This window comes from Hyunsoonleella aquatilis (assembly GCF_014270105.1).
GTDB lineage: Bacteria > Bacteroidota > Bacteroidia > Flavobacteriales > Flavobacteriaceae > Jejuia > Jejuia aquatilis.
In genome coordinates this window covers 37151-51586 of sequence record NZ_JACNMF010000004.1, presented here as the reverse complement: position 1 = coordinate 51586, position 14436 = coordinate 37151, and the positions used below count along the sequence as shown (strand labels likewise).

Below are 14436 nucleotides of genomic sequence, written 5' to 3'. Positions count from 1 at the left end.
AAATTGCAGGATTTTTTTAACCGTTTGAAGCAACAATTTGAATCAGGGTTGCCCTTTGTTGCCTATAGAAAGCCCAACCGAACCGAGGTGAAAGCCATACTTCAGAATAATGATGCGCTTTATAAAGTTGAAACATTTGATGAAAAAGGTTTTGTGTTTTCACCATTTGATGAAGCTGAAGATTCCGTTATATTGCCTTTGAATATTTCAGAAGTTATTTCCATTTCAAACTTTGTAAATGCTTCAGGAAAAACAGAGTTCCCCATTGAATCAAATATTAGTTCACGAGAAAAGGAATTTCATTTGGGACTCGTAAAAAGAGGGTTGAAAGTTATTGGAACAGGAGCCCTTAAAAAAGTAGTGCTCTCAAGAAAAGAAGAGGTTAACTTAGAGGAGGCCAACCCATTTTTGATTTTTAAAAATTTGCTGACAAGCTATGCCTCTGCATTTGTTTATATATGGTATCATCCTAAAGTAGGCCTATGGTTGGGTGCAACACCAGAAACCTTACTTAAAATTGAAGGGCGACAATTTTCCATGATGTCCTTGGCTGGAACCCAAAGTTTTGAAGGTACAACCGATATCACTTGGAAAGCCAAGGAATTGGAGGAGCAACAATTTGTTACCGATTTTATTTTGGAAAACATTGAACCTTATATTCAAAACATAAAAGTGTCAGAGACTCAGACCGTAAGAGCGGGTAATCTGTTGCATTTAAATACTCAAATTAACGGTGTTTTAAATCCCGAAATTTTGGATTTTAAAGAGGTATTGAAAAGCTTGCATCCTACGCCTGCAGTTTGTGGTGTGCCTAAAGCTGATGCGCAACGGTTTATTCTCGATAACGAAAAGTACAATCGCGAGTTTTACACAGGTTTTTTGGGTGAGCTTAATTTTGAAACCAAATCAAAGCCAAGAACCGGAAGGCGAAATGTTGAAAACCGTGCCTATACCTTTAATAAGACATCCACACAATTGTACGTAAATCTTCGATGTATGCAAATACAGGGCGATAAAGCCATGATTTACGTTGGTGGTGGCATCACCGAAAGTTCTAATCCTGAAAAGGAGTGGGCCGAAACGGTTTCAAAATCCCTGGTAATGAAAAAGGTCCTGCAGTAAGGTTGTTTGAGGGCTATTTGTTATTTTAGCATTTAGATTTTTATGAGCTAAATGACATATCCAAAAATCCCTCTTGCTCAGACTGTAGTTGCCCTGTGCAAAGCCAAAAACATAAAGAACATAGTTATTTCTCCCGGTAGCCGAAACGCACCGCTGACTATTGGTTTTACTAATGATCCTTTCTTTAAGTGCTATAGTATTGTGGACGAACGCTGTGCCGCTTTTTTCGCTTTGGGGATTGCTCAACAAATAAAAGAACCAATAGCTGTGGTCTGTACTTCAGGTAGTGCGTTGCTCAACTATTATCCGGCCGTGGCCGAAGCGTATTACAGCGATATTCCTTTCATGGTTTTATCGGCAGACAGACCTAAGCACTTAATTGGGATTGGAGACGGACAGACTATTAATCAAAGAAACGTTTTCGATAATCACATACTGTATTCGGCAAATTTGAAACTGGACATAAAGGATGAGAAAAACGTACCCGTGCATGAGGATTTACCTATCATGAAAAACTTGGAAAACAGGTTTGAGCGTTTTTTGGGCTTGCAAAAGGATATCCAAGAACACAATGAAATTGAGCTAAATAAGGCTATCAATTTTGCCAAATTAAAGAAAGGGCCCGTTCATGTGAATATTCCATTTGACGAACCCCTTTATGAAACAGTGGATGCACTTTCGGTTTCTCCAGAAGTTGTAGAAATGGCTAAACCTGATAATGCTGTTGATGAACACATGCTCCGAGATTGCTTTGAGGAATGGATGGCAGTATCAAAAAAAATGATTTTGGTCGGGACTAATGATCCCAATACTATCGATAGGCAATGGCTCGAGGAAATTTCGAAGGACGAAAGTGTCATCGTGTTTACAGAAACCACTTCTAATTTGCACCACAAGGGTTTCTTTCCGAGCATTGATCAAATTATCGCACCTCTTTCAGAAGAAGAGCAAAAGGCATTGCAACCGGATATCTTGTTGACTTTTGGTGGTTTGATTGTTTCAAAAAAAATAAAAGCACTATTGCGAAAATACAGGCCGAAAGAACATTGGCATATCGATGAAAAGAAGGCTAACGATACATTTTTCAGTTTGTCCAAACACATTGAAACAACACCACAATTGTTTTTTGAGTCGTTTTTGCCCAAAATCACCCATTATAAAAAGAGCGACTATAAAACGACTTGGAAAAAAGTAAGACACCACCGCTTAAAAAAGCACGAACAGTATTTAAATGAAGTTCCGTTTTGCGATTTCACGGTTTTCAACAAGGCTCTGGAAGCTATACCCAGCAATACTGTTTTGCAAGTGGGAAATAGTTCGGCCATTCGCTATACGCAATTGTTCAGTTTGAACAAAACTCTAGAAATATATTGCAACCGAGGCACAAGCGGTATTGATGGCAGCACTTCTACAGCAATTGGTTGCGCCGTTGCCAGCGAAAAACAAACTACTTTTATTACTGGTGACTTGAGTTTCTTTTACGACAGTAATGCCCTTTGGAACAATCATATTCCAAGGAATTTCAGGATTATCCTCATCAATAATCAAGGCGGCGGGATTTTCAGGATTCTGCCTGGGCACAAAAACACCGAGAATTTCGATACTTATTTTGAAACTACCCATGGTTTGAATGCCAAACATTTGTGCAACATGTATAATTTTGAATATGGATATGCTTCAAATGTATCGGAACTGGAGGAACGATTGAATTCATTTTATGAAGCTTCTGAACAACCAAAACTGTTGGAGATATTCACACCGAAGAACCTAAATGACGAGGTGCTTTTGAATTATTTTGATTTCATAAAATAGTTGCATACTTTCTTTATGAGGTCAATTTCATTTTTAAAGAAATGGAAACCTAAGCCTATCCTTGTTTTTTTAAACAAGTCAAGCTTCAATTGGATATAAAGATTTTACACCTCCCTTACTTCCTCCTTGAATAGGAGGGATACTGTTGCGTATGAGTTTCCCCTCTATTCAAGAGGGGATTAAGGGGTGTGTCAGGTAAATGCTGTTTATTAAATCTTATAGGCGTATGCTCAAATCGGGTTAAAATAGCGTTAATGTGACCGGCCGAGAATCCCTGTGTCTAAAAAATAGTTATCTTTAAAAATCATAATTATTAACCTTAAAAAATACTTTTATCATGAGTAAACGTGACGAGCTTATTGCAAAATATGCTGCAGATTTAAAAGAGAAATGTGGCGTAAGTGCCGATATGGATTTATTGACCAAAGTAACCATTGGCTGTGGGCCATCAATTTATAATGCTGATGCATCTACTGTTTCAGGGTCGGACGCATCTGAGTTGGAAACTGTTAAGAATAACTTCCTTAAAGGAAAATTGGGGTTGAGCGATGGTGATGATTTGGATGGTGCGATTGCTAAGGTGATGGATCAATATGGTCAATCTAATCGCAACAAATACAGAGCAGTGGTATATTACTTGTTAACTAAGCACTTTGGAAAAGAGTCCGTTTATTAATAGAAAGTTTTAATATATTTTGAAAGCGTTGCCATGGCAGCGCTTTTTTTATGCGCATTTTTGCAGGGCGCATTGCTAAAATCATACCTTTGCAACCTATGAAATTAGGGGAAATAAATACTTTGGAAATACTTCGTGAAACGGATCATGGCATCTATTTGATTGATGACAACGATGAGGAGGTATTACTGCCGAATCGCTATGTGCCTGCCGAGTTCAAAATTTGGGATAAAATTGATGTATTTGTATATCTGGACAATGAAGAACGTCTTGTGGCTTCTACGGATATGCCCCACATCAAAAAGGGAGAATTTGCTTTGTTGCGATGTAATCAAGTGACTAATTTTGGAGCTTTTTTAGATTGGGGATTAGTGAAGGAATTGTTTTGTCCGTTCAAGGAACAGGCATTTAAAATGAAACCCGGAGGCTGGTACTTGGTGTACTGTTATTTGGATGAAAAAACTGATCGACTGGTAGCTTCAAGTAAAACCAATCGGTTTTTGGATAATAAAGAGTTGACGGTTGAGCAATTTGAAGAAGTAGATTTGATAGCCTCTCACCCTTCTGACATTGGTTGGAATGTTATAGTTAACAAAAAGCATTTGGGTCTCGTTTACAAGGACAATATTTTTAAGGACATTAGTGTGGGAGACAAGTTAAAAGGAGTCGTTAAAAAAATAAGGCCTGGGAATAAGTTGGACATTTCATTAGAAAAGGTTGGCTATAGAAATATTGAGCCAAACGCCCAGCGTATTCTTAAGGAGCTTGAGGACAATAGCGGTTTTATAAATCTAACCGATAAATCTAGCCCAGAGGATATTAAAAATGTGCTTCATATGAGCAAAAAGAGCTTTAAAAAGGCCGTTGGAAGTTTATACAAACAGCGTCAAATAGAAATTAAAGGAGATGGAATTTACTTAGTTTAAGTAAAGTTCCTCGCATACGGTAACATTGTGATGGATCTGGTTTAGGGCATCGAACAGATTGTTGAAGACCAAATGTCCAGCACAGTTAAAATCACCCCTAGAGTTGCTCTCCAAAGTATGATGTACCGTAGCAGATACCACTAGATTTTCCGTTTTTTCTTTCAATAAAAAGACACCGGTATTGTCAACTTCATATGGATTCACCCGATTCATAATAATTCCAAAAGGCTTAGCATTTCCATAATAAGAAACGAGTTCTTTTCGAATAATATCAAGGTTCTCCATATTCAAAAGGATACCTTCGTTAATTTCAATAATGGCTATTTGTTTTAAAAAGAAGATGTTGGACCATCTATTTTGCACAAATTTTAAAATTTGGCCAGCGAAGTCAGAATCAATAATTGTCATAAGTTAAAACGTTACCCCCGTAGTTTTAAACTGTTAAACTATACTTAAAACTATTTAGATGTCTCTAATTCAGACACATAAAAAACATGTAAGTCACAGGAATTGAGAGAGTCATTGAATTAATAGCAGTCAAATATAAAATAGTTATTTAAAAAAACAAATTAATTCATTGTATGTCAGCTTCTTGTGGGTTTCTCCATACAATAAAATTGGAATTGCAATTTTCCAAATGAACAGCGAATCAAAATGGTTTAAAATTTTGAACGTCTTAAAATAGTATCAGTATAACGAATTGATGTACTAGATTTTTTAGTCTTAATATACCAATCTCTTTGAATAGGATAATAAGCAAGTGAATAGGTCTGACTGAAAAGTATTGTTTTGAAGCACATGTTTTCCTAGCGTTCTAAATTCTTATTTTTGCCGTATGATAATAAACGACACTATAGTCGCATTGGCTACTCCATCTGGTGCTGGAGCCATTGCAATAATCCGTTTATCAGGAAAGGATGCTATTAAATTGGCCGAAAAACAATTTAAATCAGTTTCGGGTAAATTGTTGGGCAAGCAAAAAACGCATACTATTCATTTAGGTCATATTATAGATGAAACCAAAACGATGGATGAAGTCTTAGTATCTGTTTTTAAAAACCCGAACTCTTACACAGGTGAGGATGTGGTCGAAATATCCTGCCATGGGTCAAATTATATCCAGCAGGAAATCATACAGTTGTTTTTGCGGAAGGGCTGTCGAATGGCGAATGCTGGAGAGTTTACATTGCGAGCATTTTTAAATGGAAAGTTGGATTTGAGTCAAGCTGAAGCTGTAGCAGATTTAATTGCAAGTGATAATGAAGCTTCGCATCAAATCGCCATGCAACAAATGCGAGGTGGTTTTTCTTCTGAGATAGCAAAACTTCGAGAAGAACTTTTGAATTTTGCTTCTCTCATTGAATTGGAATTGGATTTTGCCGAAGAGGATGTGGAGTTTGCTGACAGAACGCAATTTAAGGATTTAATTGAGCGCATCACATTTGTTTTAAAGCGATTGATAGATTCGTTCGCAGTTGGTAATGTGATAAAAAATGGAATACCCGTTGCCATAGTAGGGGAGCCAAATGTGGGTAAATCTACATTGTTGAATGCTTTATTAAATGAAGAAAGAGCCATCGTTTCAGATATTGCAGGAACCACACGCGATACGATTGAAGATGAAATTACTATCGGTGGCATAGGTTTCCGGTTTATTGATACGGCAGGTATTCGGAATACCAAAGACGTTGTGGAAAGCATTGGAATAAAAAAGACCTTTGAAAAGATTGAGCAAGCGCAGGTAGTGATTTATCTTTTTGATGCCGAATCTATTTTCGCCCAAAAATCTTCTGTAGAAAGTATTGCGGTCGAAATTGAAAAAATAAAGAATAAACATCCTCAAAAGCCTTTGGTTGTCATAGCCAACAAAATCGATGCTATTTCCGAAAAAGAACTGAACGTACTTAAAGTCAGTATTGACGATATCAAACTTATTTCGGCCAAAACCAAGAAAGGAGTGGAAGATTTAAAGATCGCTTTGACCAATTTCGTGAATACGGGTGCCCTTCGAAACGATGAAACCATAGTAACAAATACCCGCCATTACGATGCTCTTTTGAAGGCTTTTGAAGAAATCCAAAAGGTACAACATGGTTTGGAAACTGGCCTATCAGGAGATTTATTGGCTATCGATATCCGGCAGGCTTTATACCATTTTGGTGAGATTACTGGTGAGATAACCAATGAAGATTTGCTAGGTAATATTTTTGCTAATTTCTGTATCGGGAAGTAACTGCAAGAACTCATTTATGTCTAAGGAAAACAAAATATTGGATATTATTCAAGAATTAGTAGAGGCAATACTTAAAGTTCTTGGACACAGGCAAACTCGCAAACGCACTTGGCACCAACATGTAGTGCCTTATGAAGAAGGATGGGCTGTTAGAAGGGAAGGTAACAAGCGAATTACTTCAAAACACAGAAAGCAAAGTACGGCCATAAGAAAAGCTAAAACCTTGGCAAAACGCTATGATGCTGACGTCATAATCCATCGGGCTGGTGGTGGTATTCGCGAACGCATAAGTTATAAGGAAAAGTAGAAGCATTCTTTATGCAATAAAGTTTTCTTTTCGATCTCTAAATTATAAAGTATAACCTTAAGGCATTTTCAATATACTTTATTTGACTTCATTTAGAGGATCGAATTCGTCTGGAATAAGGTTATCGGCATAAAAAAGGACAAAAAAATCTTTTTTACCTGATATTTATCATGTTTTCAGAATAAATCGACTTTTACTTTTGACAAAAGTTTGGAATAACAAACTAATTGGTTAAATTTAAACACTAGCCGAACTAAATTGAAAGTAAAAGAAAAAATACTGCCGCCAACGACTACACGGTGGCGTAAAACAGCCATATTCTTCATGGCTGTTGTTATTGGTTTAGGTCTATTTATGGCGAAGGAATCTAGGGTGATTTCCTATATGTCAGACAATCCTCAGGCTTGTGTTAATTGTCATGTCATGACCCCAATGTACAATAGCTGGATGCATAGTTCACACAGGGAATATGCCAATTGTAATGACTGCCATGTGCCTCATAACAATGTTTTCAACAAATACTATTTTAAGGCTAAGGACGGTTTGTACCATGCTTCAGTATTCACCGCTCGCATGGAGCCTGATGTCATCGAAATGAAGGAAGCATCGCAGGAAGTGGTGCAAAGCAATTGTATCCGTTGCCATGTGCAACAAGTTACCCAGACGAAATATGATAGTTATATTGACGACCATAGGGAGAATAGAACAGGTCGTCAGTGTTGGAGTTGCCATGTCAACGTGCCCCATGGCACTGTACATGGCTTAAGTACTATAAAATATAATGTGGCGCCCCTGCCCACCGATCAGCAAGAACTCGTCATTCCAAAATGGATGGAAGAACAGATAGAACAAGAAGACTAAAAACGCAAACCGCATGAAAAACAAAGTATTATTTATCGTTACCCTTATCGTGGTCTTTCTACTGGGGCTATTGGCTTCAAGTATTGTAAACAGAAAGTCGGAAGCCAAATATAAGTACACGCCAAAGGTCAGCATTGCAGAAAACGAACCAAGAAATGCAGTTTGGGGCGAAAATTTTCCGCAGGAATACCAGTCTTTTTTACAAACTTCAGATACCTCTTTTGCATCATTCCAAGGTGGATCACATATGAGGGATGTTTTGGAAGAAGATCCTAATTTGGTCATCTTGTTTGCGGGATACGGCTTCTCCAAAGATTATAATCAAGGTAGGGGGCATGCCTATGCGGTTGAGGATATTCATAACAGTCTTAGAACCGGTGGTCCAAAAGGAAAGGGTGATGGCCCAATGCCTGCAACATGCTGGACCTGTAAAAGCCCCGACGTACCAAGGTTGATGAATGAAATTGGGATAGCAGAGTTTTACAGTGGCAAATGGGCGGATAAAGGTGCTGAGGTTGTCAATCCAATTGGATGTGCTGACTGCCACAATCCAAAAACTATGAAACTTCAAATCTCAAGACCTGCTTTGGTCGAGGCCTTCGACGCCATGGGAAAAGATATCAATCAGGCCACGCATAACGAAATGCGTTCCTTGGTGTGTGCGCAATGTCATGTGGAATACTATTTCAACAAAAATTTACCTGGAAAAGAAGGTACCCCATATTTAGTGTTCCCATGGAAAAATGGTACCACGGTTGAAGACATGGAAAAATACTATGACGATATGGAGTTTGCGGATTGGACACATAAACTCAGTAAAGCTCCCATGTTAAAAGCGCAACACCCCGGATACGAAACTTTTACCACTGGGGTGCACGCAGATAGGGGCGTTTCCTGTGCAGATTGCCATATGCCTTATAAAAGTGAGGGCGGACAGAAATTTACCGATCATCATATTCAATCACCTTTAAATAATACCTCCAATGCTTGTCAAGTTTGTCATAGACAGGAATCCAATAAATTGATTGCTAATGTGTATGAAAGACAGCGAAAAGCAACCGAGAACAGATTGAAATTGGAAGGACTCTTGGTCAAAGCACATTTGGAAGCTAAAAAGTGCTGGGAATTGGGGGCATCGGAGGAACAAATGAAACCCATTTTAACCGATATCCGCCATGGACAATGGCGTTGGGATTACGCGGCCGCAGCCCATGGAGCTTCTTTCCATTCACCTGTTGAGGTCGGAAGGATACTGGGAAGCGGACTCGTAATTGCTCAGGAAGCGCGTGTTAAATTGGCGCGTTTATTAGCGGATTTAGGGCATAACCAACCGATTGAAATGCCTGATATTTCCACAAAAGATAAGGCCCAGGAATATATTGGTTTGGACATGGAAAAACTTAATAAGGAGAAAGAGGAATTCAAAAAAAACCTATTGCCAAAATGGCTTGAGGAAGCTAAAGCAAGGGAAGATAAAATGCCTATAAACACTCTGTCTTCAGTAGCAAAATAGTATTTTAATACATTCAACATAAAGATACCTTATTGAACTTTTAGTAAGGTATCTTTTGTTTCATACTTCATATCATCTAAAGTGAATAAATTTTATCGTCTTTTTGCTTCTCCGATTTTGGCAGTTGTTTTTCTATTTGTTTTTGCAGTCTCAATGGCCACAGCCACCTTTATTGAAAATGATTACGGGACAGCTACGGCTTGGAAACTCATTTACGATAGCTGGTGGTTTGAACTGGTAATGCTCGGCTTGGGAGTATCATTCATCATGAGTATATACAAGTACAAGCTTTGGCGATGGGAAAAGTGGGCACTATTGCTATTTCACCTAGCTTTCATCATCATTTTAATTGGTGCAGGAATTACTCGATATGTGTCTTACGGCGGTATTATGCGTATCCGTGAGGGAAATGCTTCAAACGTTATTATTTCGGACAATAATTATTTGCATGTTCATATTTCAAAAGGTGAAGCCGTAAAAACGATTAAAAAGCGGATCGATTTTTCACCTGTAAGTGATAATGATTTTAATATTGAAAGTGATTTCAATGGGATACCAATCACCATCTCTTACGAGGAATTTGTGGCAGATGCTATTCCGGAAATCCAGGATGATGCTAAGAATGGGAAACCAATGCTCCAAATGGTAGTTTCTGCCGGAAATGGCAGAGAGACTGTATTTTTAGAAAAAGGCGAGATTGAGTCCATTGGAGAGCATCAACATAAAATAGGATTCCAGGTTGATGAAAAGGATGTCATCAATATTATTGAGGAAAATGGCACATTTAAAATTTTATCGCCAAGAGATTTAAGCGCTTTTGTGATGGCTACGGAAACGGCTTCAACATTGAAAAAAGACAGTGTACAACCGATGAATTTAAGAACCTTATATCGTGATGGCGATGCTTCTTTTGTCCCTTTGTCCTATCATCCAAGAGGAAAAATCACTTTGGCTAGTGGATCTGAAAAGCCAAAGGATAATGACGAGCAGAAGGATGATGCCTTGATCATAAATGTTCAAGTAGGGGAGGATAGCAAACAAAGCACACTGTTGTATCGAGAAGGCTTTTTACCTACCCAACATCCCATTGATTTTGATAATATAAAAGTATCGCTTTCCTATGGAGCCGAACCTATCATAACTCCATTTTCTATTCATTTAAATGATTTTCAATTGGAGCGTTATCCGGGGTCCACAAGTCCATCATCTTATGCCAGTGAGGTAAAAGTGATAGATAATGGTACAGAAATCGATCACCGTATTTTTATGAATAATGTGCTGGATTATAAGGGGTATCGCTTTTTTCAGGCCAGTTACGATACCGATGAAAAGGGTACGGTTCTAGCCGTTAACCATGATGCCTTGGGTACAAATATCACTTATATTGGTTATTTTTTGATGATGATTGGTATGTTTTTCACCCTCTTTGGAAAATCTTCCCGATTCACTTTGGTCAATAAAAATTTGAAACATTTGAAACAAAAAAGTGCTACACTGATTATTGTGCTATTTTCCATTTTCAATGTAGCTCTTTCTCAAAGCAAAACACCAGAAATCAACCTTGAGCTTGTTAAACAATTGGAAGTGGATGCACAACACGCCGATTTATTTGGAAGGCTTATGGTTCAGGATTTAGACGGGCGGGTTAAGCCAATGAATACCTTGGCTTCGGAGTTTTTGAGAAAGCTTTCCAGAAAACCGTATTTCAAGTTTACTGAAAATGGGAAAGCAGTCAAGTTGAGTGCCAACCAAGCCTTTTTGGCCATGCAGTCCGCATCCAATATCTGGCAATATGTACCGCTGATAAAAGTGGATAAAAAGAAGGGAGGCGAACTTTTTGAGGGGCTAAAAATCAGTGAAGATGGTTTAGTGTCGTTTACCAATTTATTGGGTAACAACGGACAGTACATTTTAGACGAAGTTGTGGAAAAGGCCAATCAAAAGAAACCGGCTGAGCGCAGTGAATTTGACAAAGAAGTTTTGAAGGTTGATGAACGATTTAATATTCTTTATAATGTCTTCGCTGGGAATTATTTAAAGGTATTTCCAAATGGCAATGATGACAACAACAAATGGCACAGTCAAACCCATCATTTTGAAGATTTTCCTTTTGAAGACGGTGAATTTGCGAAGCAAATCATTCCGACATATTTTAAGGATATCAACGAGCGCAATTGGATTGAGGCCAGCGAAAAATTGGGTTATATTAAAACGTTTCAAAATGTTTTGGGTAAGGACATTATTCCCAGTAGAAAGCGTATTGAGGCAGAATTGTGGTACAATCAACTTAACTTAAATTTTTGGCTGTTTCAAGTATTTTTCACCTTGGGGGCAATACTGTTGATTTTGGCAATAACCAAAATTTTCACTAAAAATAGAGTTATAGATTTTTTCTGGAACTCTATCATACTTTTTACATTGGTAGGTTTCATAATATTTGGTGGAAATATTATTTTAAGATGGTACGTCTCAGGACATGCTCCATGGAGCAATGGTTACGAAATGCTCGTATTTGTCTCTTGGGTATTATTGCTATGCGGCTTTCTAACCTTTAGGAAATCAGACTTTGCACTGCCGTTGTCCACTTTGTTTTCCGGAGCTTTGCTATTTGTTAGTTATTTGGATTGGCTCAGCCCTGAAATCACCAACTTAATGCCTGTATTAAAATCCTTTTGGTTAAAAATCCATGTGGCTACCATTGTAAGCAGTTATGCCCCTTTGGCACTTTCTGCTGTATTAGGTTTTATGGCGCTTTTGCTGATGATTTTCAAAACCGAAAAATCGAAACAAGAAATCGAAATCAGGATAAAGGAACTGACTTATATCAACGAAATATCAATGACCATAGGTCTATTTGTATTAGCAGTGGGAACATTTTTAGGAGGTATTTGGGCCAATGAGTCTTGGGGACGCTATTGGGCTTGGGATCCCAAAGAAACTTGGGCTTTAATCAGTATTATTGTGTACGCTATTGTATTGCATCTTCGGCTTATTCCCGGTCTAAAAAGCAGTTATATTTTGAATACGGCGAGCGTATTTGCATTTGGTTCTATTATTATGACATCTTTCGGGGTAAATTATTACCTCTCAGGATTGCATAGTTATGCGGCTGGTGATCCTTTGCCTATCCCAACTTTTATATATGTTTTGGTTGGGGTGGTTATAATTGTTTCAATAACGGCCTATTACAGGAGGGAACGCACTGTTGATAAACCGTTAAAAAGTTCAATATAATTTCGGCTTTTTGATCTAGATAATTCACTTCTAGTATCTTATATTGCATATCTGCTATGAGATTAATCAACTTTAAAAAGGAATTAAATGGAACAATTAACAATGACAGAACATATATATAGTAAATGGTATCATCCTTACGAGTCCGCAGATGACTATAAAAAGCGTGTAGCTTATTTCAGTATGGAATTTGGTATCGATCAGGCATTCAATATCTATTCCGGGGGGTTGGGCTTTTTGGCTGGTTCTCATATGCGCTCCGGTTATGAATTGAAGCAGAATATGATTGGAATTGGGATGCTTTGGAAGTATGGATATTACGACCAAGTCAGAAATGATGACCATAGCTTGCGTACAGAATTTAACGAGAAACATTTTGAGTTTTTAGAAGATACCGGAATTGAGGTTGAAGTGAAGTTGCACGACAATCCACATGTAAAAGTAAGGGCTTATGTTTTAAAACCTGAAATTTTCGGCACTGTACCGATGTATTTTTTAACAACGGATGTGGACGGAAATGATCATTTATCAAGAACCATAACAAATCATTTATACGATAGAAACCCAGTAACACGCGTATCCCAAAGTATTGTTTTGGGTATCGGGGGCGCGAAAGTGGTCCAGGCTTTGGGTGGTTCAGATACCTATCATTTAAATGAAGGGCATGCGTTGCCAGCCTTTTATTATTTGAGAGATAGGGGCGTAACTAAAGATCAAATGGTATTTACCACTCATACACCGGAAAAAGCAGGAAATGAAGAGCGGGAGGCACGTCACTTAAACAGATGTGGCTTTTTTGGACGTACCCTTTCTGATGAAGAGCTTCAGCGTGAAATGGTAAACGGCGGCATGATAAACTACACGGTTTCCGCTTTAAGAATGGCTAAAAAGGCCAATGCTGTTTCGAAACTTCACGCCGTAGTGGCCAACGATATGTGGAAGGATTATTACGGAACCAGTGAAATCATTCCCATTACCAATGCGCAAAATCAAAAATTTTGGCAGGACGAAAGTATAAAAAATGCTTGGGAACATAGGGATGCTGGCGGTTATAAATTCCGAAAGTTCGAATTGAAAAGTGAACTATGTCAGGAAGTATATCATCAAACAGGAAAGACATTTAACCCAAATGTGCTAACCTTTGTTTGGGCCAGACGTTTCGCTGCCTATAAAAGAGCAGATTTGTTGTTGCATGATTTTGAGCGATTTAAAAGATTGATCCACAACGAAAAATACCCTGTACAAATTATCTGGGCAGGAAAACCCTACCCGTTTGATTATGATGCGATTAGTGTGTTTAATCATTTGGTGTACCATTCTAAAATGGAGCGCAATTTGGCAGTTTTGGTGGGGTATGAAATAGAATTGTCGAGAAAGCTGAAATGCGGTTCTGACGTATGGTTGAATACGCCAAGGATCACGCGTGAAGCCTCTGGAACCAGTGGGATGACGGCAGCTATGAACGGCTCGGTAAATGTATCGACAAACGATGGATGGATTCCTGAATTTGTAAAGGACGGCGATAATTGTTTTGTATTACCGACTTTAGATCACAATTTACCAATTTGGGATCAAGATAAAATGGACACCAATAATCTTTATGAAATTTTAGAGCAAAAAGTGATTCCAACCTTCTATGATAATCCAGAGAAGTGGCAGGACATTGTGTTTACAGCCATGGACGATGTTATACCAGAGTTCACCACACAAAGAATGGCTGACGATTATTATAAGAAATTGTTTTAACAGGAA

Annotated in this window: 11 protein-coding genes; 10 read left to right on the top strand and 1 reads right to left on the bottom strand. The window is 38.2% G+C overall.

Annotated features, from left to right (window positions below):
- Nucleotides 1–24: 24 nt before the first annotated feature.
- From H7U19_RS11940 to H7U19_RS11925, 4 genes are all read left to right on the top strand, one after another.
- A complete protein-coding gene (locus H7U19_RS11940; RefSeq protein ID WP_246454799.1) occupies nt 25–1122 on the top strand; it encodes a chorismate-binding protein in 1098 nt (365 codons plus the stop codon).
- A 51-nt stretch (nt 1123–1173) separates the two neighbouring features.
- Entirely contained in the window at nt 1174–2934 is a 1761-nt protein-coding gene (gene menD, locus H7U19_RS11935) for a 2-succinyl-5-enolpyruvyl-6-hydroxy-3-cyclohexene-1-carboxylate synthase (protein WP_186562687.1), read from the top strand.
- Nucleotides 2935–3271: 337 nt separating this feature from the next.
- Nucleotides 3272–3610, top strand: coding sequence for a DUF2853 family protein (locus tag H7U19_RS11930; protein WP_186562686.1), 339 nt, complete (start codon nt 3272–3274; stop codon nt 3608–3610).
- Between the two features lie 98 nt (nt 3611–3708).
- Nucleotides 3709–4536, top strand: coding sequence for a CvfB family protein (locus tag H7U19_RS11925; protein WP_186562684.1), 828 nt, complete (start codon nt 3709–3711; stop codon nt 4534–4536).
- Here the strand turns inward: H7U19_RS11925 and H7U19_RS11920 are convergent.
- The gene (locus H7U19_RS11920) at nt 4528–4944 is read right to left on the bottom strand and encodes a hypothetical protein (RefSeq protein WP_186562683.1); all 417 of its coding nucleotides are present in this window, start codon (nt 4942–4944) and stop codon (nt 4528–4530) included. The genes H7U19_RS11925 and H7U19_RS11920 overlap by 9 nt on opposite strands.
- Nucleotides 4945–5371: 427 nt before the next feature.
- On the opposite strand from H7U19_RS11920, the gene mnmE reads away from it, so the two are divergent.
- The 6 genes from mnmE (at nt 5372) to glgP (ending at nt 14430) form a co-directional block, all read left to right on the top strand.
- A complete protein-coding gene (gene mnmE / locus H7U19_RS11915) occupies nt 5372–6769 on the top strand; it encodes a tRNA uridine-5-carboxymethylaminomethyl(34) synthesis GTPase MnmE (RefSeq protein WP_186562681.1) in 1398 nt (465 codons plus the stop codon).
- A 16-nt stretch (nt 6770–6785) separates the two neighbouring features.
- Entirely contained in the window at nt 6786–7076 is a 291-nt protein-coding gene (locus H7U19_RS11910; protein WP_186562679.1) for a DUF2188 domain-containing protein, read from the top strand.
- Between the two features lie 258 nt (nt 7077–7334).
- Nucleotides 7335–7937 carry a cytochrome c nitrite reductase small subunit gene (nrfH, locus tag H7U19_RS11905; protein ID WP_186562677.1) on the top strand — a complete coding sequence of 201 codons (603 nt, stop codon included), beginning with the start codon at nt 7335–7337 and terminating at the stop codon, nt 7935–7937.
- Nucleotides 7938–7950: 13 nt separating this feature from the next.
- Nucleotides 7951–9450, top strand: coding sequence for an ammonia-forming cytochrome c nitrite reductase (nrfA, locus tag H7U19_RS11900; RefSeq protein ID WP_186562675.1), 1500 nt, complete (start codon nt 7951–7953; stop codon nt 9448–9450).
- A gap of 81 nt (nt 9451–9531) precedes the next feature.
- Nucleotides 9532–12684, top strand: a complete 3153-nt coding sequence (locus H7U19_RS11895) for a cytochrome c biogenesis protein CcsA (protein WP_343069100.1) — start codon at nt 9532–9534, stop codon at nt 12682–12684.
- Between the two features lie 87 nt (nt 12685–12771).
- Nucleotides 12772–14430: an alpha-glucan family phosphorylase gene (gene glgP / locus H7U19_RS11890; RefSeq protein WP_246454798.1), complete on the top strand. Its 1659-nt coding sequence runs from the start codon at nt 12772–12774 to the stop codon at nt 14428–14430.
- Nucleotides 14431–14436 lie beyond the last annotated feature (6 nt).

Bases quoted from the DNA above. Each gene is read 5' to 3' on its own strand.
- menD (WP_186562687.1), top strand. From the start codon at position 1,174: ATGACATATCCAAAAATCCCTCTTGCTCAGACTGTAGTTGCCCTGTGC.
- H7U19_RS11930 (WP_186562686.1), top strand. From the start codon at position 3,272: ATGAGTAAACGTGACGAGCTTATTGCAAAATATGCTGCAGATTTAAAA.
- H7U19_RS11925 (WP_186562684.1), top strand. From the start codon at position 3,709: ATGAAATTAGGGGAAATAAATACTTTGGAAATACTTCGTGAAACGGAT.
- H7U19_RS11920 (WP_186562683.1), bottom strand. From the start codon at position 4,944: ATGACAATTATTGATTCTGACTTCGCTGGCCAAATTTTAAAATTTGTG.
- mnmE (WP_186562681.1), top strand. From the start codon at position 5,372: ATGATAATAAACGACACTATAGTCGCATTGGCTACTCCATCTGGTGCT.
- H7U19_RS11910 (WP_186562679.1), top strand. From the start codon at position 6,786: ATGTCTAAGGAAAACAAAATATTGGATATTATTCAAGAATTAGTAGAG.
- nrfA (WP_186562675.1), top strand. From the start codon at position 7,951: ATGAAAAACAAAGTATTATTTATCGTTACCCTTATCGTGGTCTTTCTA.
- glgP (WP_246454798.1), top strand. From the start codon at position 12,772: ATGGAACAATTAACAATGACAGAACATATATATAGTAAATGGTATCAT.